The sequence below is a fragment of the Bradyrhizobium sp. LVM 105 genome, assembly GCF_003957705.1.
Lineage (GTDB): Bacteria > Pseudomonadota > Alphaproteobacteria > Rhizobiales > Xanthobacteraceae > Bradyrhizobium > Bradyrhizobium frederickii.
The window spans coordinates 622199-648157 of sequence record NZ_QZMV01000002.1 but is presented as its reverse complement, the minus strand read 5'-3'; the positions used below and the strand labels follow the sequence as shown (position 1 = coordinate 648157).

General features: G+C 64.7%; 22 protein-coding genes and 1 pseudogene. 13 read left to right on the top strand and 10 right to left on the bottom strand.

The genetic code is table 11. The annotated features are described in order from the left end of the window. Window positions 1-71: 71 nt before the first annotated feature. Entirely contained in the window at window positions 72-2435 is a 2364-nt protein-coding gene (locus D6B98_RS08280; RefSeq protein ID WP_126256513.1) for a thiamine pyrophosphate-binding protein, read from the top strand. A 271-nt stretch (window positions 2436-2706) separates the two neighbouring features. Then, window positions 2707-4137: an aldehyde dehydrogenase family protein gene (locus D6B98_RS08275; RefSeq protein WP_126256512.1), complete on the top strand. Its 1431-nt coding sequence runs from the start codon at window positions 2707-2709 to the stop codon at window positions 4135-4137. Window positions 4138-4402: 265 nt separating this feature from the next. On the opposite strand, the gene D6B98_RS08270 is transcribed toward D6B98_RS08275, so the two are convergent. After that, on the bottom strand, window positions 4403-5383 hold the full coding sequence (locus tag D6B98_RS08270; protein ID WP_126256511.1) for an SMP-30/gluconolactonase/LRE family protein: 981 nt from the start codon (window positions 5381-5383) through the stop codon (window positions 4403-4405). 90 nt (window positions 5384-5473) lie between these two features. On the opposite strand from D6B98_RS08270, the gene D6B98_RS08265 reads away from it, so the two are divergent. Further along, complete coding sequence (locus D6B98_RS08265) at window positions 5474-6298, top strand: NAD-dependent epimerase/dehydratase family protein (RefSeq protein WP_126256510.1); 825 nt, start codon at window positions 5474-5476, stop codon at window positions 6296-6298. 69 nt (window positions 6299-6367) lie between these two features. Here the strand turns inward: D6B98_RS08265 and mddA are convergent, their stop codons facing one another. The 4 genes from mddA to D6B98_RS08245 form a co-directional block, all read right to left on the bottom strand. Beyond that, a complete protein-coding gene (gene mddA / locus D6B98_RS08260; RefSeq protein ID WP_245481306.1) occupies window positions 6368-7129 on the bottom strand; it encodes a methanethiol S-methyltransferase in 762 nt (253 codons plus the stop codon). A gap of 80 nt (window positions 7130-7209) precedes the next feature. Then, a complete protein-coding gene (locus D6B98_RS08255; RefSeq protein ID WP_126256508.1) occupies window positions 7210-7467 on the bottom strand; it encodes a hypothetical protein in 258 nt (85 codons plus the stop codon). A gap of 34 nt (window positions 7468-7501) precedes the next feature. Continuing rightward, window positions 7502-7717: a hypothetical protein gene (locus D6B98_RS08250; protein WP_126256507.1), complete on the bottom strand. Its 216-nt coding sequence runs from the start codon at window positions 7715-7717 to the stop codon at window positions 7502-7504. A 53-nt stretch (window positions 7718-7770) separates the two neighbouring features. Then, entirely contained in the window at window positions 7771-8076 is a 306-nt protein-coding gene (locus tag D6B98_RS08245) for a nickel-binding protein (protein ID WP_126256506.1), read from the bottom strand. A gap of 151 nt (window positions 8077-8227) precedes the next feature. Between D6B98_RS08245 and D6B98_RS08240 the strand changes: the two genes are divergently transcribed. Next, window positions 8228-10021, top strand: a complete 1794-nt coding sequence (locus D6B98_RS08240; protein WP_126256505.1) for a winged helix-turn-helix domain-containing protein — start codon at window positions 8228-8230, stop codon at window positions 10019-10021. 31 nt (window positions 10022-10052) lie between these two features. Here the strand turns inward: D6B98_RS08240 and D6B98_RS08235 are convergent, their stop codons facing one another. Continuing rightward, window positions 10053-11021 (bottom strand): DUF6662 family protein, encoded by a 969-nt coding sequence (locus D6B98_RS08235; RefSeq protein WP_245481291.1) that lies wholly within the window; start codon window positions 11019-11021, stop codon window positions 10053-10055. Window positions 11022-11511: 490 nt separating this feature from the next. Here D6B98_RS08235 and D6B98_RS08230 point away from each other — a divergent pair, with 490 nt between their 5' ends. Further along, window positions 11512-13227 (top strand): IlvD/Edd family dehydratase, encoded by a 1716-nt coding sequence (locus D6B98_RS08230; RefSeq protein WP_164718469.1) that lies wholly within the window; start codon window positions 11512-11514, stop codon window positions 13225-13227. Window positions 13228-13327: 100 nt separating this feature from the next. Here D6B98_RS08230 and D6B98_RS08225 read toward each other — a convergent pair. Both D6B98_RS08225 and D6B98_RS08220 read right to left on the bottom strand, forming a co-directional pair. Further along, window positions 13328-13907, bottom strand: a pseudogene (locus D6B98_RS08225) (histidine phosphatase family protein). Further along, on the bottom strand, window positions 13904-14698 hold the full coding sequence (locus tag D6B98_RS08220; RefSeq protein WP_126256503.1) for an enoyl-CoA hydratase/isomerase family protein: 795 nt from the start codon (window positions 14696-14698) through the stop codon (window positions 13904-13906). The pseudogene D6B98_RS08225 and the gene D6B98_RS08220 overlap by 4 nt, the downstream one beginning before the upstream one ends. A 226-nt stretch (window positions 14699-14924) precedes the next feature. Between D6B98_RS08220 and D6B98_RS08215 the strand changes: the two genes are divergently transcribed. Then, window positions 14925-16145, top strand: coding sequence for an NAD(P)/FAD-dependent oxidoreductase (locus D6B98_RS08215; protein ID WP_126256502.1), 1221 nt, complete (start codon window positions 14925-14927; stop codon window positions 16143-16145). Here the strand turns inward: D6B98_RS08215 and D6B98_RS08210 are convergent, their stop codons facing one another. Together D6B98_RS08210 and D6B98_RS08205 are read right to left on the bottom strand one after the other, a co-directional pair. Next, window positions 16146-17063 carry a ribokinase gene (locus D6B98_RS08210; protein ID WP_126256501.1) on the bottom strand — a complete coding sequence of 306 codons (918 nt, stop codon included), beginning with the start codon at window positions 17061-17063 and terminating at the stop codon, window positions 16146-16148. A 6-nt stretch (window positions 17064-17069) separates the two neighbouring features. Beyond that, window positions 17070-17963 carry a sugar kinase gene (locus tag D6B98_RS08205; RefSeq protein ID WP_126256500.1) on the bottom strand — a complete coding sequence of 298 codons (894 nt, stop codon included), beginning with the start codon at window positions 17961-17963 and terminating at the stop codon, window positions 17070-17072. A gap of 224 nt (window positions 17964-18187) precedes the next feature. On the opposite strand from D6B98_RS08205, the gene D6B98_RS08200 reads away from it, so the two are divergent. The 7 genes from D6B98_RS08200 to D6B98_RS08170 all read left to right on the top strand — a co-directional run bounded on the left by D6B98_RS08200 (window position 18188) and on the right by D6B98_RS08170 (window position 25901). Beyond that, complete coding sequence (locus D6B98_RS08200; protein WP_126256499.1) at window positions 18188-19036, top strand: VOC family protein; 849 nt, start codon at window positions 18188-18190, stop codon at window positions 19034-19036. A 193-nt stretch (window positions 19037-19229) separates the two neighbouring features. Then, window positions 19230-19937, top strand: a complete 708-nt coding sequence (locus tag D6B98_RS08195; protein ID WP_205680463.1) for a TetR/AcrR family transcriptional regulator — start codon at window positions 19230-19232, stop codon at window positions 19935-19937. Window positions 19938-20328: 391 nt separating this feature from the next. Further along, a complete protein-coding gene (locus D6B98_RS08190; RefSeq protein ID WP_126256497.1) occupies window positions 20329-21138 on the top strand; it encodes an ABC transporter permease in 810 nt (269 codons plus the stop codon). Between the two features lie 57 nt (window positions 21139-21195). Beyond that, window positions 21196-22188: an ABC transporter substrate-binding protein gene (locus tag D6B98_RS08185; protein ID WP_126256496.1), complete on the top strand. Its 993-nt coding sequence runs from the start codon at window positions 21196-21198 to the stop codon at window positions 22186-22188. 119 nt (window positions 22189-22307) lie between these two features. Next, on the top strand, window positions 22308-23153 hold the full coding sequence (locus D6B98_RS08180) for an ABC transporter ATP-binding protein (protein ID WP_126256495.1): 846 nt from the start codon (window positions 22308-22310) through the stop codon (window positions 23151-23153). A gap of 202 nt (window positions 23154-23355) precedes the next feature. Continuing rightward, on the top strand, window positions 23356-24780 hold the full coding sequence (locus tag D6B98_RS08175; RefSeq protein WP_126256494.1) for an enolase-like domain-containing protein: 1425 nt from the start codon (window positions 23356-23358) through the stop codon (window positions 24778-24780). Continuing rightward, window positions 24750-25901: a Gfo/Idh/MocA family protein gene (locus D6B98_RS08170; RefSeq protein WP_126256493.1), complete on the top strand. Its 1152-nt coding sequence runs from the start codon at window positions 24750-24752 to the stop codon at window positions 25899-25901. The genes D6B98_RS08175 and D6B98_RS08170 overlap by 31 nt, the downstream gene beginning before the upstream one ends. Window positions 25902-25959 lie beyond the last annotated feature (58 nt).

The following is a 25959-nucleotide window of genomic DNA, read 5'->3' as shown; positions in this document are numbered from 1 at the left end:
CGCGAGAAATTGAGAAGTTTGGCGCCGCCTGCGGGCGTATCATCGCCCCACCTGTTTCCGGGAGCATTGCCATGCCCGTTGATTCCGACCGCCTGGACACATTGACCGCCCTTAGCCGCAAGGCGCTGTGGTTGTCGTCCTGGACCATCCATCATGCCAATCACATCCGCCCCAATGCGGACGGCCTCAAGGTCGGCGGGCATCAGGCTTCCTCCGCCTCGCTCGCCACCATCATGTCGGCGCTGTACTTCCACGTGCTGCGGCCCGAGGACCGCGTCGCGGTGAAGCCGCATGCGAGCCCGGTGTTCCACGCCATCCAATATCTGTTTGGCCGGCAGAGCCGCGAGAAGCTCGAGAATTTCCGCGGCTTCAAAGGCGCGCAGTCCTATCCCTCGCGCACCAAGGACGTCGACGACGTCGATTTCTCGACCGGCTCGGTCGGTCTCGGTGTCGCGCAGACGCTGTTTGCCTCGCTGGTGCAGGACTACGTCAAGGCGCATGGCTGGATGAAGGATCGCCGCGAAGGCCGGATGATTGCCCTCGTCGGCGACGCCGAGATGGACGAGGGCAACATCTTCGAAGCGCTTGCGGAGGGCTGGAAGCATGGCCTGCGCAACACCTGGTGGGTGGTGGATTATAACCGCCAGTCGCTCGACGCGGTCGTGCGCGAGGGACTCTGGGAAAAATTCGAGACCATGTTCCGCAATTTCGGCTGGGACGTCGTCATCGTCAAATACGGCCGCCTGATGCGCGAGGCTTTCGCCGAACCCGGCGGCGAGGCGCTGAAGCGCTGGATCGACAATTGCCCGAACGCGCTCTACGCCGCCCTGTGCTTCCAGGGCGGCGCGGCCTTCCGCAAGCATCTGCATGACGAGATCGGCGATCAGGGGCCGATTACAAAACTGATCGACAAGCGCAGCGACGAGGAACTGCTGGCGCTGATGTCGAATCTCGGCGGCCACGACATGGCGAGCATGCTGGAGGCGTTCGGGTCCATCGACCACGACCGCCCGGTCTGCTTCATCGCCTACACCATCAAGGGCGTCGGCCTGCCGTTCCAGGGCCACAAGGACAACCATGCCGGCCTGATGACGGTCGCGCAGATGGAGAAATATCGCGACAGCCAGAACATCCGGCCCGGCCATGAATGGGACAAGTACGAGGGCCTGTCGCAATCCGCCGCCGAGCTTGACGCATTCCTCGCGCGCGTGCCCTTCAACCAGGACGGCCGCCGCCTGACCGCTCCTGTGATCGAGGTGCCCGCCCAGCTCGCCTTCAAGCCGTCGCCGCAGATGTCGACCCAGCAGGGCTTTGGCCTCGTGCTGAACGAGATCGCCCGCGGGGACAGCGATCTGGCCAGGCGCATCGTCACGACCTCGCCCGACGTCACCGTCTCGACCAATCTCGGCCCCTGGGTGAACCGGCGCGGGCTGTTCGCCAGCGCCGAGAAGGCCGACTTATTCCGCAGCGAGAAAATTCCGTCCACCTACAATTGGGACGCCTCGCCCAAGGGCCAGCATCTGGAGCTCGGCATCGCCGAGATGAACCTGTTCATCATGCTCTCGGCGCTCGGCCTGTCGCACCAGATCAACGGCGAGCGGCTCTTGCCGGTCGGCACGCTCTACGATCCCTTCATCGAGCGCGGCCTCGATGCGCTGAACTACGCCTGCTACCAGGATGCACGCTTCATGGTGGCGGCGACGCCGTCGGGCATCACGCTCGCGCCCGAAGGCGGCGCGCACCAGTCGATCGCGACGCCCCTGATCGGCATGGCGCAGGACGGGCTCGCCTCGTTCGAGCCGGCCTTCGTCGACGAGCTCGCCGTGATCATGGGGTGGGGTTTCCAGCACATGCAGCGCGAGCCGGGCGAGGGTGGCTCGGTCTATCTGCGCCTCTCGACGCGCAGCATCGAGCAGGCGCAGCGGATCATGACACCGGAGTTGCAGCAGGGCATCACCGACGGCGCCTACTGGCTGCGCAAGCCGGGCCCGAATGCCGAGGTCGTGATCGCCTATACCGGCGCGGTCGCCCCCGAAGCGATCGAGGCCACCGGTTTCGTCGGCGAGAGCCGCCGCGATGTCGGCCTGCTCGCGATCACCTCGGCCGACCGGCTGCACGCAGGATGGACCGCCGCGCGGAAATTGCGCCGCGACCGCCGCGGCGTGCAGCATCTCAGCCACGTCGAGAAACTGCTGGCGCCGCTGCCGCGCGACTGCGGCATCGTGACCGTGATCGATGGTCATCCGTCCGCGCTCGGCTGGCTCGGCGGCGTCCGCGGCCATCGCGTCGAGGCGCTCGGCGTCGAGCAGTTCGGTCAGACCGGCAGCATCGCGGACCTTTATCGGCACTACGGCATCGACGCCAACGCCATCATCGATGCGGCCGAGAGCCTGACCACCGGCGCGCCGGTGCTGCACCGGAAGATGGCGGTGTAGGCGGGGTAACCATCCTGTCATTCCGGGGCGATGCGAAGCATCGAACCCGGAATCCATTGGGCGTCAGGGCAGGTGGTGAAATGGATTCCGGGCTCGCGCTCCGCGCGCCCCGGAATGACGGCTGATAGAACCTTGCCACGTTCCCGCCATCGGCTCATATACCTCCGTCCGCCGCAACGCTGGCCCGCATATGGCGGGTTCAATTGCCGGCGCTTTCGTGCAAGGATGCCGGCCGAAACGCCCCCACCATGCCCCCAAGAAGAGGTTAACGATGGTCAATCGCATGCAATTCTACATCGACGGCGCCTGGGTTGATCCCGTCGTCAAGAAGTCCACCGCCGTGGTCAATCCCGCGACGGAAGAGGCGATGTACGAGGTTGCGCTAGGCTCCAAGGCCGACGTGGACAAGGCGGTTGCTGCCGCCAAGCGCGCCTTCGCGACCTTCTCCCAGACCAGCCGCGAGGAGCGCGTCGCGCTGCTCAGCAAGGTCATCGAGGTCTACAAGGGCCGCCTCAAGGAGATCGGCGCCGCCGTTTCCGACGAGATGGGCGCGCCGCTGCCGATGGCGGAGAAGCTGCAGGCCGGCGCCGGCCTTGGCCATCTCATGACCACGCTCGACGTGCTCAAGAACTATCATTTCGAGGAGCCGGTCGGCACCGCCATGGTGCTGCGCGAGCCGATCGGCGTGGTCGGCATGATCACGCCCTGGAACTGGCCGCTCAATCAGATCGCCTGCAAGGTCGCGCCCGCGCTCGCCGCCGGCTGCACCATGATCCTGAAGCCATCCGAGTTCACCCCGACCTCGGCGCTGATCTTCGCGGAAATCCTCCATGAAGCCGGCGTGCCCAAGGGCGTGTTCAACCTCGTCAACGGCCTCGGCCCCGAGGTCGGCGCCGCCATGAGCGAGCACCCCGACATCGACATGATCTCCTTCACCGGCTCGACCCGCGCCGGCATCGACGTGGCCAAGCGCGCGGCACCGACCGTGAAGCGCGTCAGCCAGGAGCTGGGCGGCAAGTCGCCGAACGTCATCCTCGAAGGCGCCGACCTCACGAAGGCGGTGACCGGCGGCGTGATGCACATGTTCAACAATTCGGGCCAGTCCTGCAACGCGCCCTCGCGCATGATCGTGCCGCTGTCGAAGATGAAGGAAGTCGCCGCGATCGCGAAGGCGGTCGCCGACAAGACCAAGGCCGGTGATCCCCGCGCCGAAGGCACCACCATCGGCCCGGTCGTCAACCGCGGCCAGTGGGACAAGATCCAAGGCCTGATCAAGAAGGGCATCGACGAGGGCGCAACCCTCGTCGCCGGCGGCCCGGGCCTGCCCGAAGGCGTCAACAAGGGCTTCTATGTCCGTCCGACCATCTTCGCCGACGTCACGCCCGACATGACGATCGCGCGCGAAGAGATCTTCGGACCGGTGCTGACCATCATCGGCGCCAAGGACGAAGCCGACGCGGTCAAGATCGCGAACGACACGCCCTATGGCCTCGCGGGTTATGTCTACGGTCCGTCGGTCGAGGACGCCAAGCGCGTCGGCCGCCAGATCCGCGCCGGCAACGTCAACCTGCAGGGCGTGCCCAACGACCGCACCGCGCCGTTCGGCGGCTACAAGCAGTCGGGCAACGGCCGCGAGTGGGGCAAGTTCGGCCTCGAGGATTTCCTCGAAGTGAAGGCCGTCGCCGGCTTCAACGCGGCGTAAGCGTTCGCGACTGACGAACATGACGCCGGAGCGGGCAACCGCTCCGGCGCTTTCTGTTTTCGTCATTGCGAGGAGCGCAAGCGACGAAGCAATCCAGACTGCCTCCGCGGAACGATTCTGGATTGCTTCGCTTCGCTCGCAATGACGGAAGACGGTCTCGTTGGGTGGGCAAAGGCGCGCTCTTCGCGCGACGTGCCCACCATCAAGAAGTGGTGGGCACGCTTGCGCTTTGCCCACCCTACGAGACCGTCGCTGGCGGAAGAACCTATCCCCCTACCGCACCCTGCGTGTTCACATACAGCGCGTAGATCGACTGGCTCGCCGCCATGAACAGGCGGTTGCGCTTGAGCCCGCCGAAGCAGACGTTGGCGCAGCGCTCGGGCAGGGCGATACGGCCGATCATGACGCCGTCGGGCGCGAACACGACAACGCCGTCGAGCTCGGGGTCGCCCATGCCCCAGCCGCACCAGAGATTGCCGTCGATATCGCAGCGCATGCCGTCGGGCGTGCCCGGGCCGGCATCGATATGGACACGCTTGTTGGAGATCATGGTGCCGTCGGCCGAGACGTCGTAGGCGAGGATCTTGCGATTCGGCACGCCGCGTGATTCCACGACGTAGAGGATTGTCTCGTCCGGCGAGAAGCACAGCCCGTTCGGCCCGAGCACGCCCTCGGCGACGATGGTCGCCTTGCCGGTCGCGGGATCGAGCCGGTAGACGTTCGGCTCGATCTCGGGCTCGGCCTTGTAGCCCTCGTAATTGCCGAGCAGGCCGAAGGTCGGATCGGTGAACCAGATTGAGCCGTCCGATTTAACAACGACATCGTTCGGCGAGTTCAACCGCTTGCCGTTGAATTGATCCATCAGCACGGTGATGCTGCCGTCATGTTCGGTGCGCACCACGCGCCGTCCGCCGTGCTCGCAGGTGACGAGCCGGCCCTGCCGGTCGCGCGTGTTGCCGTTGGCGAAATTGGAGGGTTTGCGGAACCCGCTGACTGCGCCGGTCTCCTCCTCCCATTTGATGATGCGCTGGTTCGGGATGTCGCTGCAAAGAAGATAGCGTCCGTCGCCGAACCAGACCGGCCCTTCGGCCCAGCGCAGGCCGGTCGCGATCCGCTCCACCGCCGACAGCTTCAGCCAGTATTTCTCGAAACGGGGATCGAGTGCCTTGATCGCCGGGTCGGGATAATAGGTCGCCGGCCGCCAGCCTTGACGGCCATCAGAGGAGTGGGACGATGCCTCATTCATGTCGGTTCTCTCGTTTCGTTCCCTCTGGACAAACCTGCTATCATTAGAGACATGTGACCGCAAATCGGTCACCACAGGCGAGGAACGACAATGCCGCGTATTCTGATGACGGGAGCTTCGGGCGGAATCGGCACGAGCCTGCGAAAACTGCTGCCTCCGATCTATCCGGATCTCCTGCTCTCCGACATCAAGCCGCCGGCCGATCTCGGCGCCAACGAAAAGTTCAAGGCGGCGGACCTCGCCGATCTCGCACAATGCGAGGCGATCTGCGAGGGCGTCGACGGCATCATCCATTTCGGCGGCTATTCGGTCGAAGGCACCTGGGACCAGATCCTCCAGGCCAACATCATCGGCGGCTACAATCTGTTCGAGGCCGCCTACCGCAAGGGCGTCAAGCGCGTGGTGTTCGCCTCGTCGAACCACGCCGTCGGCTTTTATCCGCGCCACCACAAGATCGGCACCGACGTCACTCCGCGTCCCGACGGGCGCTATGGCGTCAGCAAGGTGTTCGGCGAAGCCGTCGGTGCGCTCTACGCCGACAAGCATGGGCTGAAGGTGACCTGCCTGCGCATCGGCAATTTCGGCGACATGCCGCTCGACCAGCGCCGGCTCTCGATCTGGCTCAAGCCCGACGATCTCGTGCAGCTCTGCCGCATCGGGCTCGAGCATCCAGACATCCATTTCGAAATCTTCTATGGCGCCTCCCACAACGAACGCGCCTGGTGGGACAACCACCGCGCCTACGAATTCGGCTATCGCCCCACCGGCCGCGCCGAAGATTTCCGCGAGCACGCCATGGCCGAGCAGGCCAAGCTGAAGCCGGATCCGGTCGGCGATTATTTCCAGGGCGGCACGTTCTGCAGCATGGAGTTCGACGCCGATCCGGGTCGGATTATTGATTGGAATAAGCGCTAGGCAACGCGTTCGACATGGTAAGAGCGGCCGGGCTCTGCCTGGCCGCTCTCACCGTACATTCGCGTTGGATCAGAACAGGCCCGGGATCAACATCGCCACCTTCTGCCGATAGTGGCGGTATTGGTCGCCGAACAGCGCAATCAGATCGCGCTCCTCCAGCCAGATGCCGACGAAGATGTAGGCCGTCGTCACCATCGCGAACAGCATGTGCCCGAACGTCATGATCGGCGTCGACCAGAATGCGATGATGAAGCCGAGGTAGATGGGATGCCGGATCAGGCGGTAGAGGCCGGGCGTCCTGAACTTCATCGGTTCGATGAGCCGCCCCGCAAAGTGGCTGACGACTTGCGTCAGTCCGAACAACTCGAAATGGCTGATTAGGAACGTGCTGTACACCACGATGAGCCAGCCGGCGAAGCTTCCGGCGACCGCGGCGTAAGCTGCCATCGGCATCTCGATCTCCCAAACGATGGCCGTGATGGGCCGCCATTGCCAGAACAGCAGGATCAGGCTCAGGCTTGCCAGCAGCACGTAGGTGCTGCGCTCGAGCGCGGGCGAGGCGAAGGCGGCGAACAGCTTCTTGAAGCCCTGGCGCGCCATGCCGCTGTGCTGGACGGCGAACAGCGACATCAGCGCGAGGTCGATCATGAGGGCCTGTCCGGTCGAGCCTGTCGCGCCGCTGTCGATTGTCTTGGGCACGACGAGCTGCGCAATGAAACCGACGGCGTAGAGAAAGGTCACGAAGAAGATGAGATAAGCGAGCACGCCGTAGCCGAGCACGAAGCTTCGGGCCGCCAGCGAGCTTACGGTCTGAACAGGTCCGTTATGCATGGTGATGGACATGATAGAGTTTCCGGTTTCGTGGTGAAGGATTCAATGGCTGATCAGTGGGCGTGCCACTGTTGCCTTCGTCACATTGCAAAGGTTGTCGGAACCGTCGCGGCCTTGCATCTGCCGGGGCTTTTCTGGACCGTTGCGCCGCCACTCGCGCCTTCGGTGCGACGGTCGTCGAACGTCGCTGCAGCCGACGCCAGAGCAAGCGAGATCAGGACGGCACCGGTCGTGCCGATCGCCAGCGCGGCGGTTCTGGACTTGAAGTTTCCAGGCCTGAAATTCCTGAAATCGGAGGCCTTGGCTTCGGGAGCGTCGGATTGGGAAAAAGAACTCATGACTATTTCCTCGAATTGAAACGGTTGCTGGGAATCAAATCCTCTGATGGTGATGCGTGTCTCGAACCGTGCTGCCATCGCTGGCCGTGGTGCCGCCGCAGCCCTTCGCGAACTGCATTGCGGCTTTCTCGCGGTTCGCCAGCATGCCGGCGACAGACCGATTGATGAGCCGGCGAAGCCGCAGCAGGATGCTGGCGAGATATCGCTGCGGGAGGCTCAGTGCGGGCGGCGCCTGAGACTGAATGGACATTTCCTAATCCTTTCACGAAGTCACGAGTCGAGGACGGCGCCCGCGCTGATCTGCTATTCGGCAGCCGCCGTCTGGGGGGTGGGATCGCCGCGAACGACCACGGTGGTGCCGACCTTGTAGAATTCCTCGCCGGGCATGCCGACGCGCCGCGCATGCTCGCGGATCGAATCCCCATCGCGCGCCTCGTAGATGCAGAAGGTGCCGATGCGGCCGTCCGCCTCATGGACCACATAGCTGCGGATCCAGCGGACGCGGTCAGACATTTGCTCGTTGCCGATCCGCGCGGACTTCGCGCCGGCGGCTTCCAGTTCGCTCAGGTTTGCCCAGGCGCTTGGGCGGCGAATGACATAGAGTTCCATCAATATCTCCTCGGGGGTGTTGCCTGCGGGTCGGGAGCAACCCGAGGCCGTGAGGAGCTATAGGCGTGGCCGGTGCTGACCGTCCTTACTGCGGCCTGATCATTGCCTGATCCTTGTCTGAACCTTTTCCGCCTTGCCCGGACTCAACGATATGACCCTCAGGTTTGGACCCTTCGAGCTGGATGAAGCGGGCCGTGCGCTGATGCACGCGCAGAAGGAAGTCGCGTTGCAGCCGCGTGTGTTCGATCTGCTGGTCTACCTGATGCGCAACCGGGATCGGGTCGTCACCAAGGACGAACTGCTCGAGGCTCTCTGGCCTGACGTAACGGTCACGGACAACTCGCTGCAGCGAGCGGTGAGCATGCTGCGCGGTGTGCTGCGCAAGGGCGGCATGGACAGCGCCATCCGGAATATGCCGGGCAGAGGATATCGTTTCTGCATCGAAGGCCCATCGGAGCTGCAGGTTGCCGCTCCTGGGACGACGGACGGGCAAGCCGCGGACGTGCGAGCACAGGCGCGAAGCGCTGCTGCCGCGCAGGCCTGGAACGAGGCCGCGGCGCTGTTCGAGACGGCCGATATCGCCGATTCCCTCGATGGCGCCGACTTGCACCAGTGGGCGCTGGCTCTGCAGTGCACGGGCAAGGCCCATGCAGCCGTTCCTGTTCTGGCTCGCGCGGTTGCCGCCCATATCAGGGCCGGCAACGTGCCGCCGGCTGTCGTCGACGCCGTCACACTCTCCGGCTTGCACTTCGAGCGCGGCCAGGCGGCGATTGCCAAGGGCTGGCTGGCCCGTGCTGAGGATTGGGCCTCCGAGATCGAAAATCCGGCCACGACTGCGTTGACACTCTGGATGAAGTCGAAGGTCGCCGCGTTCGACGGCGAGCCTGAACAGGCGCTTTCTCTTGCCGACATCGCGTACAGCACGGTCCGGCACAAGGACGCTGTTGGCATCGAGGCGCTGAGTCTTGCTTATCGCGGGTTCTACCGGCTGTGTCTGGGCGATACACGCGCAGGACTGGCGGACCAGGATCTCGCCGCTGCGATGGCGCTCTCCAGCGGCGATATTGATCCCATTGTCGGAGGCATCCTCTACTGCAACATCTTGTGGGCGGCGCGGATGTTCTGCGATTGGGCGAGGGCCGACCAGTGGACGCTGGGCTATCAGAAATACTGCACTGAGAGCGGGATGGAATTGACCGGCTCCTGCCAGCTTCATCGGTCCGAGGTTCTCGGCGTCAGGGGCTCGCTCGGCGAAGCCTTGTCCCGCATTCAGGACTCGCTGGCACGGCTCACCGGCGATGCGCCTTGGGCGATCGGCGACGCCAACCGCGTGCTTGGCGACGTTCACGCGGCGATCGGTAACGACGAGGACGCGCTCGAAGCCTATGAGAAGGCTTACGCGCACGGCTGGTGCCCGGAACCAGGCCGCGCCATGCTGCTGCTGGAACGTGGTGAGGCTGAAGCCGCCTACGCCAGTCTCGAGCGTAGTTTGATCGGAAAGACCTGGTGGACCCTACAACGGCGAGGAATGCTGTTCGCGCATCTTGCGCTTGCCGCCGCGCACACGGGCCGTCGTGAGCAGGCATTGGAGCTGATCGAGGAACTCTCCGGAAGTCCCGACCGATGGCCGATGCCGTCGATCCGGGCATTGACGAACGAGGCGCAATCGGTCCTCGCCCATGCGCGCGACGATTACGACTCTGCGCTGCGGCATCTTCATCTGGCCCGGCAGCTATGGTCGAGCATCGACGGGCGAGTGCAGGCCGTCAGGCTGAGGCTCCGCATCGCGAAGCTGCAATTGGCGCATGATGACGTTCGAGGCGCTTCAGCGGAAATCCACGCAGCCCAGCTTCTGGCAAGCGAACTCGGCTCGCGGAAGTATGGGGCTGAATGCGCGGGTTTGCGGCGCGAGGCTGATATCCGAACGAGCGGACGCGCTGCCTAGCGACCGTCCACGCCGTTTGTGCAGCCCGACATCAAAAATGCAAGTTGAGGCGCAACAGCGCCTGGTGTCGCTCGAACTGCTCCAGGTTGAGGCTGCGATTGTCGCCGATCGCCTTGCCGGCAACTTGCATCTGCCATGTCCCGGAGATGCCGACTTCCTTCGAGATGCTGTAGGAGAAGGTCGGGCCCGCGAACACGGCATCGCCGAGGAAGCGGTCGAGTGCGCCGCCGTCATAGGCCCGCGCGTAGCGTACGCCGAGGCCGAACACGAGTTCGGGCTGCACCGCGTACGAGATCGCTGCCTGGAGCTGCATCTCGGAATCGTGTCGCCAAAGATTGGTGGCGATCTCGCGGGTTCCGCCGGTCCCGTACCAGACGTTGAAGGCCGCAAACAGCCTGTCCTTGACCAGCTCGCGATCGAACAGCGCGGCAAACTCCGCGCCATATTGCTGGATATGCAGGCCGGTGGCGTCGTCGATCCGGCTCCAGCCGGGCTGTGCGTGGAGGGTCAGCCCAAAGGGCGCGACGGCGCGATCGACCAGCTTGTAGCGCAGTTCGAGCGCGGCGCCTCCGAAAGAGACGTCCGAATGATCGGCAAGTCCCGGAACGCCGTTGATGCGCTGTCCGCTCAGTGCAAATCCGGGTGCGATCCGGAAATTATCCGAGACCGTGTATTTGACCTGATTGAGATTGGCCCAGGCCGCGTAGGTGCCGGAGCGCTTGCCGAACGCGCCGACATTCTCGAACTCGACCTCGATTTCGCCGGGCTTGCCGATGTCGGAGCCCATGCTGAAGCCGAAAATGTGCTCGGTGTCGATCTCCGCGTGAGCTGACGGCAACCCGCCTGCCAGCTTGTTGACGCCGAGGCCGGGTGCGGAGCCGGGCCAGGGAGCCGCATATGCGAGGCCGCGTGCGCCCTCATCAGCGGAGGCAGAGACGCTGCTCGCCAGACCGACGATGGTTGCTGCCGCTAATGCGCCCGGGAAGCTCGATCTTCTCACCACAACAATCCCACCAACCCACGCAAACCAGGGCACCGATCGACGGAGGGGCTCGGGTTCGCGCGCAAGCCCCTTGCGACTGCAAGTCATTCGCAAAAGGATCCCATAGAATGGCCGGGAATGCAACTACTTGCTAATCATTCTTAGTTGCGTTCAAGTCCATGCTCCGCGCCGCGGGGTGAAGAGCGAAGGAAGTCTGATGGTGGCGCACCGGTGCTGGGTCCACGAGGTTCAGCTGCTCGCACCATGACAGTTGGCGTTCCACCGAACCTCGCCGGAGAAGCTGGAAAGCTGGAAGCACTCGGCGCTCGTTGGGGCGCGTCGAGATCGGCAAACCGGATGCAGGATCACCTTGGAGTTGAAACTGCGACGAGCCGTGAGATGCTCGCTCAAGAAGGGCCCCGGCCACCAAGCGTCAGGCCTGCAACTCGGCTTATTGACAATCAGGGGGCTGGCCTTACCACGACTTCAAAGCTGAAGGAGCGACCTGATGACGAGTGGCTTGCGCAAGGGTCTGACGAGCTATGGCGATGCCGGCTTCTCGCTGTTCCTGCGCAAGGCGTTCATCAAGGCGATGGGCTATTCCGACGACGCGCTGGAGCGCCCGATCGTCGGCATCACCAACACTTATAGCGACTACAATCCCTGCCACGGCAACGTCCCGCAGATCATCGAAGCCGCCAAGCGTGGCGTGATGCTGTCCGGCGCGATGCCATTCGTGTTCCCGACCATCTCGATCGCCGAGAGCTTCGCGCATCCGACCTCGATGTATCTGCGCAACCTGATGGCAATGGACACGGAAGAAATGATCCGCGCCCAGCCGATGGATTCGGTGATCGTGATCGGCGGCTGCGACAAGACGCTGCCGGCGCAGGTCATGGCCGCGATCAGCGCCGACCTTCCGACCGTGGTGATTCCGGTCGGCCCCATGGTGGTCGGCCATCACAAGGGCGAAGTGCTGGGCGCCTGCACCGACTGCCGCCGTCTCTGGGCGAAATATCGTGCCGGCGAGATGGACGATGCCGAGATCGAGGCGGTGAACGGGCGTCTGGCGCCGTCGGTCGGCACCTGCATGGTGATGGGCACGGCCTCGACCATGGCCTGCATGATCGAAGCCATGGGCCTGTCGCTGCCGATGAGCGCGACGATTCCTGCACCGCACGCCGAACGCTTCCGCTTGGCGGAGGCCAGCGGGCGGGTTGCCGCCGAGATGGCCAAGACCAAGGGGCCGAAGCCGAGCGAGCTGCTGACGCCGGCCTCCTTCAGGAATGCGCAGGTGGTGCTTCAGGCGATCGGCGGCTCGACCAACGGCCTGATCCATCTGACCGCGATGGCGCATCGCTCGCCGCACCGGCTCGACCTCGAGGTCTTCGACCAGATCGGCCGCGAGGTGCCGGTGCTGGTCGACCTCAAGCCGTCCGGCGAGCACTATATGGAGCATTTCCATCACGCCGGCGGCGTGCCGAAGCTGCTGGCGCAGCTCGGCGACCTCGTCGATCTCGATGCCAAGACGATCAGCGGCCAGACGCTGCGCGATGTCGTGGCCAATGCGGAAGACGTGCCCGGCCAGGACGCGATCCGCTCGCGCGACAATCCGATCAAGAAGGAAGGCGGCCTTGCCGTGCTGCACGGCAACATCGCGCCGCGCGGCGCCGTCATCAAGCAATCGGCGGCGAGCCCGAAGCTGCTCAGGCACACCGGACGCGCGGTGGTGTTCGAATCCGTCGAGGACATGACCTTGCGGGTCGACGATCCCGATCTCGACGTGACTGCCGACGACGTGCTGGTGCTGCGCAATGCCGGCCCGAAGGGTGCGCCGGGCATGCCGGAGGCGGGCTATCTGCCGATCCCGAAGAAGCTCGCGCGCGGCGGCACCAAGGACATGGTGCGCATTTCGGATGCGCGCATGAGCGGCACCGCGTTCGGCACGATCGTTCTGCATATCGCCCCGGAATCCGCTGTGGGCGGGCCGCTGGCACTGGTGCAGAACGGCGACATGATCAGCCTGGATGTGGCCAGGCGCAGCATCGAGCTGCTGGTCGATGCGGCCGAGCTCGAGCGCCGCCGTGCCGCCCTGAAGCCGACTGCTGCGCCGGAGGAAGCACGCCGCGGCTACGCCTGGCTGTTCAACGAGACCATCATGCAGGCCGACGAGGGCTGCGATTTCGATTTCATGCAGAGGACTGGGAAGACCGAGACAAGCTGACCGAAAGACGAACGCTCAGACCGCTGGAGTGGCGGGCAGCTTGGGAGAGCCGCAATTCGCCCGCGTCAGCTTTGCGAAGGCGCTACGCGAGGCTGCCGATCTATCTGTCCGCAATAGCGACCTGCTCGACCCGCCATTGTCCGGCCTCGTGCAGGTAACGGAATGGGATGCCCTGGCTGTTCTTGAAATAGCTTCCGCAGAGCGCGTTGGCCATGCCCTGCATCACCGCGTCATGGCAGACGAACAGAAAATTGTCGTCGGGGTGACGGTCGAGCCAGGCGGAGACACAACGCAGCGACCGTTCAGTCATGGCGTGCCAGCTTTCGCCGTCCTCAGGCAGGATCGCGACGAGATCCGTCGCCGACTTGACACCGTGCCTGATCATGAGATCGCGGACGGGCAGGCCCTCCAAGCTTCCGAAGTCGAACTCGATGATGCCGTCATCGATCGCGAGCGGCACCGCGATCGCGGCCGCGATGACCTCGGCCGTTCGCGCCGCACGGACCAGGGCTCGCGACGATGCTGTTGATGCCGGCCCTGCGCAACATGTCCACGGCCGCGTGCGCCTGCCGCAGGCCGTCCTCGTTCAGCGGATTATCGGTTCGTCCCTGGAATAGCCCGTCACGATTCCATTCGGTGGCGCCGTGGCGGAGACCGTAGAATGAACGCGCGGGTGTCACTTCGACTTGCTCGTGAACTTCTTCACGGCAACGCGGAAATCCTCCGTGTTCATCGCCATGATGATCTTGTGCTCCTCGGCATCGAGCTGCTGCTTCACCGGCGCGGTCGCGGCCTGATAGACCAGCTGCTTGGTGCCGGCGATGGCCGCCGGCGGATTCTGCGCCAGGCGTTCGGCGAGCTTTCGCGTCGCCGCCTTCAGGTCCTCGGCGGCAACGACCTTCACGACCAGGCCCCATTCATAGGCCTGCTGCGCGCTAAAATTGTCCTCGGCGAGAAAAATCTGCAGCGCGCGGCGCGAGCCCACCGTGCCGACGATGCCGACCGTGGAGCCGCCGTCCGGCGACACGCCGATCTTGGCATAGGCCGGCGTGAACTTGGCATCATCAGCGGCGATGCAGAGGTCCGTGACGAAGGCGAGGCCCATGCCGGCGCCGGCGGCCGAGCCGTGCACGCTCGACAGCGAGATTTTCGGCATGCGCCTGACGATCTCGATGAAGGCATGATAGTGCTTCAAGAGCTCGCCGACGACCGGCGTTACAGTGCCTGCTTCGGCGGCCGCCCCGATCGTCTGCAGATCGCCGCCGGCCGAGAAGGCGCGGCCTTCGCCCTCGATCACCAAGACCTTGATGGCGTCGTCGCCCTCGATATACGCCGCGAGCTGTTCGAGCTTCTGCGCAATCGCAAGGTTGATCGAGTTGAACGCGGCGGGGCGGTTGAGCGTGATGGTCGCGATCGGGCCGTCGATCCGCAGCAAGGCGGGATCGTCGGGCTGGGAGATGGGAGCTGGCATCCTGGATATCCCCGGCATGAGGTCCTGGGGAGCGACTAAATCGCAGAAGCGCGGGGGAGACAATCCCTGCGCTGCACCCTTGCACTGGAGGGAACGATAGGCTCAAATGGACAGGCCTTTTCCAAGGGACGGACACGAGCGCCGGCTCCTCGTAAGGTCAGCAACCAAAATCAGCGAGAGGAGATGGCATGGGTCACGCTCGTGTCTTCCGGAAATGGGCTGTCCAATGAGCGACGGTCCGGTGATCATCGTCGGTGCCGGCCATGGCGGCTACCAGGTCGCGGCATCGCTGCGCCAGGCCGGCTTTGCAGGCCGCGTCTGCCTGATCAACGACGAGGCGCATCTGCCCTATCAGCGGCCGCCGCTGTCCAAGGCCTACATCAAGGGCTCGGCCGGTCCCGAGAGCCTGATGTTCCGCCCCGAAAAGTTCTACCACGACCAGAAAATCGAGCTGATCGCCGGCCGTGCGGCGTCGATCGACCGCGCGGGGCGCAAAGTGCATCTCGCCTCCGGCGAAACGCTTGGCTACGGCCATCTCGTGCTGGCGACGGGCGCGCGCAACCGGCTGCTCGATCTGCCCAATGCCAACCTGCCCGACGTGAAATATTTGCGCATCCTCGACGAGAGCGAGGCGCTGCGCCAGATCATGCCCTCGAAGACGCGCGCCGTGATCATCGGCGCCGGCTTCATCGGCCTCGAATTCGCCGCCACCGCGCGCATCAAGGGCCTCGAGGTCGATGTGCTCGAGCTCGCCCCGCGCGTGATGGCGCGGGCGGTGACGGCGGAGGTGTCGGAATATTTCCAGGCGCGGCATCGCGAGGCCGGCATCCGCGTCCACCTCGGCGTGCAGGCGACCTCGATCGAAGCCGAGAACGGCAAGGTCACCGGCGTGTCCTTGAGCGACGGACGGCATCTGCCCGCCGACCTCGTCGTGGTCGGCGTCGGCGTGCTGCCGAACATTGAGCTCGCGGCGGAGGCGGGGCTGCCGGTCGCCGCCGGCATCATCGTCGACGAATATCTTTCGACGGCCGATCCCGACATCTCCGCGATCGGCGATTGCGCGCTGTTCGCCAGCCCGCGTTTCGGCGGATCGCTGCGGCTGGAATCGGTGCAGAACGCGACCGACCACGCCCGCTGCCTCGCGGCGCGGCTGACCGGCGACAAGAAGCCTTATGACGGCCATCCCTGGTTCTGGAGCGACCAGGGCGACGACAAGCTCCAGATCGCAGGGCTGACCACCGGCTACGACCGCGTCGTGCTGCGCGGCAGCCCTGCGAACAAGGCGTTCTCGGCGTTCTGCTACAAGGGCGACAGGCTGCTCGGCATCGAGTCCATCAACCGCGCCGGCGACCACATGTTCGGCCGCCGCCTGCAGGCCATGGACCGCTCGATCACGCCGGAGCAGGCCGCGGACGAAAGCTTCGACCTGAAGAGCGCGCTGGCGTAATCAAGAGGCACCGAGAACAGCCTTGACCTCCGCGGCCGTCGGCATCGACGGTCCCGCGCCCATCCGCTGCACGCTGATCGAGGCGGCGGCGTTGGCGAAGGCGAGCGCGGTGCGCAACGGCGCATCGTCAGCAATTTGCGCGGCGAGCGCGCCGACAAAGCAGTCGCCGGCGCCGGTGGTGTCGATCGCCTTCACGGCGCGCCCCGGCACGGTGATCTCCTCACGCCCGGCAAGCGCAAGCACGCCGCGCTTGCCGAGCGTGACGCAGATGGTCTGGTCCTCGCGCACCTGAAGCTGTCGCGCGGCGCCGATAATCCTTGCGGCCTCGTCGCTGTCGGACAGGTCCACGCCGGCGAGGAAGCCGAGCTCGGTCTCGTTCAGCACGAGGATGTCGACCAGCGCGAGCAGCTCACCGGACATCTTCTGCGCCGGTGCGGGGTTGAGCACGGTGACGGCGCCAGCTGCGCGCGCCCGCTGGAAGAACGCGGCAATGCTGGGCAGCGGAATCTCGAATTGGCTCACTGCGACGTCGCCCGCCAGAAGCGGCACGACCTCGACGTCATCCGCGCCGACCAGCCCGTTTGCCCCTGGAATGACGACGATGGTGTTGTCGGCCTCGGCGACCGTGATGATGGCCGTGCCGGTGTGCGCCTCGGCCGTCTCCACGACATAGCCGAGATCGATGCCTTGGTCGCCGAGAAATGTCCTCAGCTCGGCCCCGAACGAATCCTTCCCCAGCCGTCCGATCAACGTCGTCCCGGCGCCGAGGCGTGACGCCGCCACCGCCTGGTTCGCCCCCTTGCCGCCCGGAAAATACAGCACCTGCCGGCCCGCGACGGTCTCGCCGACCTTCGGATGGCGATCGGCCGTCGCCACCACATCCATGTTGATGCTGCCCGCGACGAAGACGCGCCCCATCTGGGTCTAGACCCTGACTTCGAACTCGTGCCTGACCTTGGCGATGTCGACCAGCGTCGGCAGGCCGGCCTCGTTGCCGAGGCGCTGGATCTTGAAGGTGGAGGCGGCCCTCGCGAAATCAAAATGCTCGCGCCAGCTTTTGCCGGGATGAGCGAGGTAGGAATAGACATAGGCGCCGTGGAAGACGTCGCCGGCGCCGTTGGTGTCGATCACGCGCTCGCGCGGGATCGGCATCGCCGGCATCACCTGCACCGTTCCGGTCTCGTCGTACCAGAACAGGCCCTTCTCGCCCATGGTGACGCCGCCGATCTTGCAGCCGCGGCCCTTGAGGTAGTCGAGCATCTTCTCGGGCGTCAGGTCCATCTGCTCGCACAGGCGCTCGGCGACGATGGCGACGTCGATGAATTCCAGGAGCTCATGGGTGTTGGTGCGCAGACCGCCGCCGTCGAGCGAGGTCAGAATGCCGGCCTCGCGGCAGACTTTTGCGTAGTGGATCGCCGCATCCGGCTGGTGGCCGTCGACATGGAGCGCGCGGCAGCCGCCGAGATTGAGCATCGGAAAGGGATGGATGTGCTCGTCGTCGCGGCAGCGGACGATGGCGCGCTTGCCGTCCTTGGGCATGATGAAGGAGAGCGAGGACTGGTTGACCTTCCGTCCGTGCAGCGAGATCGCGTATTTCGCGCACATGTCCTGGAACATGCGTCCCAGCCAGTCATTGGCCACGGTCGCGATGAGATCCGGCACGATGCCGAGCTTGGCGCAGCAGAACGCCGCCGTCACGGCGTTGCCGCCGAAGGAGACGGCGTAATCCGAGGCGACGTGCTTTTCGTCGCCGCTCGGCATGTGGTCGGTGATGAAGACGACGTCGATATAGGTCTGTCCGATGAAGAGAGCCTGCATTGCCTGTCCGTCATGCGCTTGTGGTCCCGGCCGGTGCGCTTACTGTAGCACCGGTTCCGCTCCGGCGGGACGCTGAAATTATTCGCAAATCTGCCGCCCGAAGCGCTTGAGGTCAGCATGGTCAGGGAATACGACCATCACCGGGAAATGCCAAGTCCGGACAAACGCCGTGTTTCGGCCCATGGGTTCCAGGGCCATGAAAGGGGCGATCAAAAGGGGGAAGAATGATCACGGGCCTCGATCATGTCGTCGTTCTGGTGAGGGACATCGGGGCGGCCAAGGCGGCCTACCAGACGCTGCTCGCCCGCGCGCCGGCCTGGCAGAACTCGGGCGAGGGCGCCGATCGCGTGCTGTTCACCCTCGCAAACATGACGATCGAGTTGATGGCGCCGAGCGGCTTCAGCGTGACCGCGGATCGCATGCGGGCACTGCTCGATGACCACGAGGGGGTGCTCGCCAGCCTGTGCTTTCGTGTCGCGGACATGAGCCGGATGCACCGGCGGCTGGAGCGGGTGGCCCTGAACCCCGATCCGGTCGCCGAGGTCGAAAGCAGCGACACGGAAACAGGCAACGTCCTGCACTGGAAGCGCACACGCGCCGCCACGGAACTCACGCGCGGCGTGCGCATGTTCTTCCTCGAGCTGGCCGACGAGCGCCCGCTCTCGGTCGCCACCGACATCGCGCCGATCGACGCGCTCGATCACGTCGTGGTCACCACCGAGGATTCCGAACGTGCCGCCGCGCTCTACGGCGCGCGGCTCGGCCTCGATCTGGCGCTCGACCGCTCGCACCAGGATTGGGGTCAGCTGATGTTCTTCCGCTGCGGCGACCTCATCGTCGAGGTGGTCCGCCGGCCGGTCGCCGGCAGTGATCTCGCGCATGACCGTCTGTGGGGCCTGAGCTGGCGCGTCGCCGACATCGACGCCACCCGCGCCCGCCTGATCGCTGCCGGCCTCGACGTCAGCGAAGTGCGCAAGGGCCGCAAGCCGGGCACGCGGATCATGACGGTGCGGAATGGGACGTGCGGCGTGCAGACGGTGCTCTTGGAGCGCTCGCCGAAGCCGGTGGAGTGAGTTGTCATTCCGGGGCGTCGCGAAGCGACGAGCGCGGAATCCGTTCATCCGCCCGTTATGAGGCTCGATGGATTCTGGGCTCGCGCCCAAGAGGGCGCGCCCCGGAATGACGGAGCCAACCGGCAACCTTGCGTTCTCAAACGCGCGCGCGCGTGCTACACGCGTCTTGTCAGCACCCCAGCGAGCACCCGGTTTGGCGAAGGCAAAGCGAACTCTGAAATGGCAGCGCGATCCCGAAGGGATGCGGCTGCGCATTCTCGAAGCCGCCAAGCAGGAGTTTTCCGCCCATGGTCTCGCCGGTGCGCGGGTCGACCGCATTGCGGCCAAGGCCGGCGCCAACAAGCGCATGCTGTACTATCACGTCGGCAACAAGGACGAGCTCTACCTCGCGGTGCTCGAAGGCGCCTATGACAAGATCCGCAGCGAGGAGCGGGGGCTCGATCTCGAACATCTCGATCCGCCCGAGGCGATCAGACGCCTGATCGAGTTCACCTGGAATTACTTCCTTCGCAATCCCGAATTCCTGTCGCTGCTCCAGACCGAGAACCTCGCGCGCGCCAAGCACCTGAAGAAGTCGACCAAGGTCAAGTCGATGCACTCGCCCTTCGTCGAGATGATCCGCACCGTGGTGCGGCGGGGCGTCGAGTCCGGCGACTTCCAGGTCGCGGTCGACCCGGTGCAGCTCTATATCTCGATCGCGGCGCTCAGCTTCTTCTACCTCTCCAATTCGGCGACGCTCAGCGTCATCTTCGGCCGCGATCTGCTGGACAAGAAGGCCAAGGACGAGCGACTGGCGCACATGGTGGGCCTCGTGCTGGCTGCGCTGACGGGACAGTCCGTGGCCTTGTTCGAGATCGCGAAGGCGCCGAAGTCGCGCGCTGCGGTGCCGCAGACGGCTTAGCCAAGCTCCTCGCTGTCATTGCCCGCGAAGGCGGGCAATCCAGTATTCCCGAGACGCCGGCGGTTTACGGAGAAGCCGCGGCGTACTGGATTCCCCGCTTTCGCGGGGAATGACACTGAGGTGGGGCGGTCTCGTGCCCCGGACGCAGCGCAGCACGCAAGTGATGCGCTGCTGAGCCGGGGCCCATGTCACTATCGAGTACGCCGCCGCTGGGTCCCGGCTCAGCGCAGCAACGCTTCGCATCGCAGCGCGTCCGGGACATGGAGGCGATAGTCCCGTCCCCCCAACAGCCCGCACCCCCGGCGCAAAACGTCACAGGGAAAGCTCTGGACAGTATTTATCCAACGGGTTAATTTCTCCCCACAACGAAGAAGACTGCCGGGAGTGAAAATTGGCCGAGCCGAAGCCGCAAAACGCCGTTTCCAAGGTGCTGAATGCAGCCTGGGTTCGGCCGTTCTTGTTCCTGGTCTTCATCGTTGTCGCCTGGGATCTGGCCATCCGGCTGTTCAGGATCCCCGCCTACCAGATCCCGTCGCCGCTCGATGTCGTTGCCGTGCTGCGGACCGAGTGGCCGGAACTGCTGCGGCAGTCCTGGCCGACGACCTATGCGACCGTCTGCGGCTTCCTGCTGTCGGCGCTGTTCGGCATTCCCGTCGCGATGCTGATCGCGGGTTCGAAGACGGTGGAGAGCTATGTCTATCCGCTGCTGGTGTTCTCCCAATCCGTACCGAAGATCGCGATCGCGCCGCTGTTCGTGGTCTGGTTTGGCTTCGGCATCATTCCGAAGGTGATTTCCGCGTTCCTGCTCGGCTTCTTTCCCGTGGTCGTCTCGGCCGTGCAGGGCTTCAAATCGGTCGACCCGGACATGGTCGATCTCGCCCGTGCCATGCAGGGCAGCCGTTTTCAGGTATTCCGCGCGGTGAACCTGCCGCATGCGCTGCCGGCGATCTTCTCCGGCCTCAAGGTTTCGGTGACGCTCGCCGTGGTCGGCGCTGTCGTCGGCGAGTTCGTCGGCTCCAATTCCGGCATCGGCTACGTCATGCAGCGCTCGATCGGCACGTTCGACCTGCCGACGATGTTCGCGGCGCTCGTCATCCTCGCGCTGCTCGGCGTGGTCCTGTTCTGGATCGTCGACCGGGTCGAGAAGCTGGTCATTCCCTGGCATGTCAGCCAGCGCGAGGACGTGATCTTTGCATCCTGACTAGGACAACGAACGGCCACCAACGGCCGACGTAACAGACGGCAAGGGAGAGAAGCGATGAAGCGGTTGATCGGGGCTGTCTCAGCGGTGCTGATGGTTCTTGCGGCCATGCCGGCGCAGGCGGCCGACAAGGTTGTGCTGATGTTGAACTGGTACGTCTATGGCGAGCACGCGCCGTTCTATTACGGCAAGGCCAAGGGCATCTATGCGGCCGAGGGCATCGAGCTCGAGATCCAGGAAGGCCGCGGGTCGGCCGCCACCACGCAGGCCGTCGCGGCGAAGACCGCCGATTTCGGCTATGTCGACGTTCCCACCATGATGCGCGCCGCGATCAAGGGCGCGCCGGTGATTGCGACCGGCGTGCTGCTGCAGACCTCGCCGATGTCCGCGATGGGCTTCGCCGACAAGAACATCAGGAAGCCCGAAGACATCAAGGGCAAGACGGTGGCGATCACGCCGGCGGATTCCATGACCCAGATCTGGCCGCTGTTCCTGAAGAAGACCGGCCTGAAGGAGAGCGACTTCCAGACGGTGGCCGGCGACGGCCAGACCAAGCTCAACGCCGTCATCAACGGCCAGGCTGATCTGCTGCTCGGCTACGTCATGGACCAGTCGATGAAGATCAAGGACGCCACCGGCAAGGACGTTTATCCGATCAAGTTCGCCGACTACGGCATCAACATGGTCTCCTCCGGCGTCATCGCCAACACCGACTACCTGAAGGCCAATGCCGACCTCGTCCGCCGCTTCATGTCGGCGACCACGAAAGCGGTCGAAGCCGCCGAGAAGGAGCCGAAGGCGGCGGCGCAATCGATCCTCGATGCCAACCCCAAGGGCGGCAAGATCGACACGCTGACGCAAGGTTTCGAGCTGACCATTCCGCTCTATCGGACCGCGGACACCAAGGGCAAGCGTCCCTTCCAGGTCACCGACCAGAACATGACGGACTCGGTCAATCTGATGGTCGAATATGGCGGTCTCGACGCCAAGGCCAAGGACAACCCGAAGTCCTTCTACACCAACGATTATCTGCCGAAGAGCGGCTCGTGAAAGCAAAAACCGCCGTCATTCCGGGGCGCCCGAAGGGCGAACCCGGAATCTCGAGATTCCGGGTTCGATGCTTCCGCATCGCCCCGGAATGACGGTTCACACTCAGTGGGCTTGATTGAATGAACTTAGCAGCAATGGCGGCATCTGACGCGCAGCCTGCCGCGCATCTGAGACTGGTGAGCGACCGGGCGGGCGATGCATCAGGCATCAAGCTGTCCGGCGTGTCGAAGACCTATCGGACCCGCGACGGCGACGTGCCGTCGCTGCGGCCGCTCGATTTCCACATCAATGACGGCGAGTTCTTCGTCGTGGTCGGCCCAAGCGGCTGTGGCAAGTCGACCTTGCTCAAGCTGATCTCGGGATTGCTGGCGCCGACATCGGGCGAGATCCTGGTCGAGGGCGAGAAGGTGACGGCGCCGCACGGCAATGTCGGCATCGTGTTCCAGAACGCGCTGCTGCTGCCATGGCGCAACATCCTCAACAACGTGATGCTGCCGATCGACATGAAGCGGCTGCCGCGGCCGCAATATCTCGATCGCGCCAAAGCGCTCTTAAGACTGGTTGGGCTCGAAGGCTTCGAGAAGAAGCTGCCCTGGCAGCTCTCCGGTGGCATGCAGCAGCGCGCTTCGATCTGCCGCGCGCTGGTGCATGATCCCAAGATCATGCTGATGGACGAGCCGTTCGGTGCGCTCGATGCGTTGACGCGCGAGCGCATGAATGTCGAATTGATGCGGATCCAGCGCGAGACCAGGAAGACGGTGCTGCTGATCACGCATTCGATTCCCGAGGCGGTGTTCCTCGCCGACCGCGTTCTGGTCATGACCGAGCGCCCCGGTGCGGTGGCCGCGATCTACGACGTGCCGCTGCCGCGCCCGCGCTCGCTCGACGCGATGGCCGATCCTGTGTTTACCGAGCTCGTGCAGCGCATCCGCAAGCACTTCTTCTCGCAAGGTACGTTGGATTAGGCGATGCGACTGGTTTGGGCTGCAACCGCGACGACGGTGCGCTCCCTCCCCCGCCTGCGGGGGAGGGTTAGGGAGAGGGTGTCTCCGCTGGAAAGACTCCCCCAGAGGATAGAACCCTCACCCGGCAATTCGTGCCGACCTCTCCCGCAAGCGGGAGAGGTGCACCGCATCCGCGGCCAGCTTTGTGGGACCAACTAGCACCATGTCCCCCCGCCTGAAGCTGCGAGACATCGCCTTGTTCGAACGTCCCGTGCAGTTCGCGCGGCCGTTCCGTTTCGGCGCGGTGACCATCAGCGCGACGCCGCAGCTGTTCGTGCGGGCCGAGATCGAGGTCGAGGGCAGGGGTGTTGCGGTCGGTGCCAGCGCCGAGCTGCTGGTGCCGAAATGGTTCGACAAGCGGCCGGAGCTGTCGCCGGAGCAGACGGTCGATGGGCTGCGACGGTCGCTGGAGATCGCGCGTGGGCTCTATCTGGCGCGCACCGGCTACCAGACCGCGTTCGATCTGCATGCCTCCTGCATCGGGGCCCAGGTGGCAACCTGCGCGAAGAAGAACATTCCGTCGCTCGCCGCCGCCTATGGCCCGGCGGAGATCGACAAGGCGATCCTCGATGCTCTGCTGCGCGGCGTCGAGGCCAGCTTCTTCGACGGCATGGCTGCGAACATCGCCGGCATCGATGCCCGGCTTTCTCCTGACCTGAGCGAGAGGGACATCAGGACGTTTCTCTCCGGCCGGATGCCGCTGCAGCGCGTTGCCATCAGGCATACGGTCGGCCTTGATGATGTCGTTGAGGGCGAGGGCGGCGTTGCCGATCCGCGCGGGAACGCTGGTGCACGCTACTTCAAGCTCAAGCTGTCGGGCGATCCCGTAGCCGATGCCGCGCGCCTGGTGCGGATCGGCAAGGAGCTCGATACGCTCGGTCGCGACACCAGGGTAACGCTCGACGCCAACGAGCAATATGCCGACCTCGCCGTGCTACAGGCGCTGATGGACCAGCTCGATCACGATCCCGCATTGCGCCCGATCGCTTCGCGCCTGCTCTATGTCGAGCAGCCGATGCCGCGCGACATCACGCGGCAATCGCCGCTCGGCTCGCTCCGCGCCCGTGATTTTATCATCGACGAAGCCGACGATTCCTACGATGCTTTTCCGGCGGCCCGGGCCCTCGGCTATCGCGGCATCTCATCGAAGTCCTGCAAGGGCCTCTACAAATCCATCATCAATGCCACGCGCGCCGCAAGATGGAGCGCGGAAGGCGAAGCGTTCTTCATCACCGGCGAGGACCTCACCTGCCAGGCAGGGCTTGCCGTGCAGCAGGACCTCGCACTCGGCGCCTTCATCGGCGTCACCCATGCCGAGCGCAACGGCCACCACTATGTCGACGGCTTTGGCGAGACGCCGGCCGCGGAAGCACAAGCCTTCGCGGCCGCGCATCCCGATCTCTATTCCGATGCCGGACAAGGCATCCGCCTTTGCATTCACGACGGCGATCTCCTGACGGGATCGCTTCATGCTGCGGGCTTTGCGACCTCGGTCCATCCGGACTGGTCGGCGCTTCGCCCGCTCCAACAGCCAAAATCACTTCAGGAGTATCTGGCATGTCCACCCAACGCCTCGGCCTCATCATGAACGGCGTTACCGGCCGCATGGGGCTCAACCAGCACCTGATCCGCTCGATCGTCGCGATCCGCGACCAGGGCGGCGTCCGCCTGAAGAACGGCGATCGCGTGATGCCCGATCCGATCCTGGTCGGCCGCAGCGCCGAGAAGGTCGAGGCGCTCGCCAAGCGCTTCAACATCACGCGCTGGACCACCGATCTCGATGCCGCGCTCGCGGACAAGAATGACACCATGTTCTTCGATGCCGCGACCACGCAGGCGCGGCCGGGACTTCTGACCCAGGCCGTCAATGCCGGCAAGCACGTCTATTGCGAGAAGCCGATCGCGACGAATCTCGAGGAAGCCGTCGAGGTCGTCAAGCTCGCCAACGCCAAGGGCGTCAAGCACGGCACGGTGCAGGACAAGCTGTTCCTGCCCGGCTTGAAGAAGATCGCCTTCCTGCGCGATTCCGGCTTCTTCGGCCGCATCCTGTCGGTGCGCGGCGAGTTCGGCTATTGGGTGTTCGAGGGCGGCTGGCAGGAGGCGCAGCGGCCGTCCTGGAACTATCGCAGCGAGGACGGCGGTGGCATCATCCTCGACATGGTCTGCCACTGGCGCTACGTGCTCGACAACCTCTTCGGCAACGTCCAGAGCGTGGTCTGCATCGGCAACACCGATATCCCCGAGCGCTTTGACGAGCAGGGCAAGAAATACAAGGCGACGGCCGACGATTCCGCCTACGCGACCTTCCAGCTCGAAGGCGGCGTCATCGCGCACATCAACATGTCCTGGGTGACGCGCGTCTATCGCGACGACCTCGTCACGTTCCAGGTCGACGGCACCCACGGCTCGGCGGTCGCGGGCCTCACCGACTGCATGATCCAGGCGCGGCAGGCGACCCCGAGGCCGGTGTGGAATCCGGACGAGAAGCGGCTGCACGATTTCTACGGCGACTGGCAGAAGCTGCCCGACAACGTCAGCTATGACAACGGCTTTAAGGAGCAGTGGGAGATGTTCATCCGCCATGTCTACGAGGATGCGCCCTACAAGTTCACGTTGCTCGAAGGCGCCAAGGGCGTGCAGCTCGCCGAATGCGCGCTGAAGAGCTGGAAGGAGCGGCGCTGGATCGATGTCGCCCCGATCAAGGCGTGAGCTCTGCTGGAAATGGCCCCGATGTCTGCCAATCCGTCATTGCGAGGAGCGAAGCGAC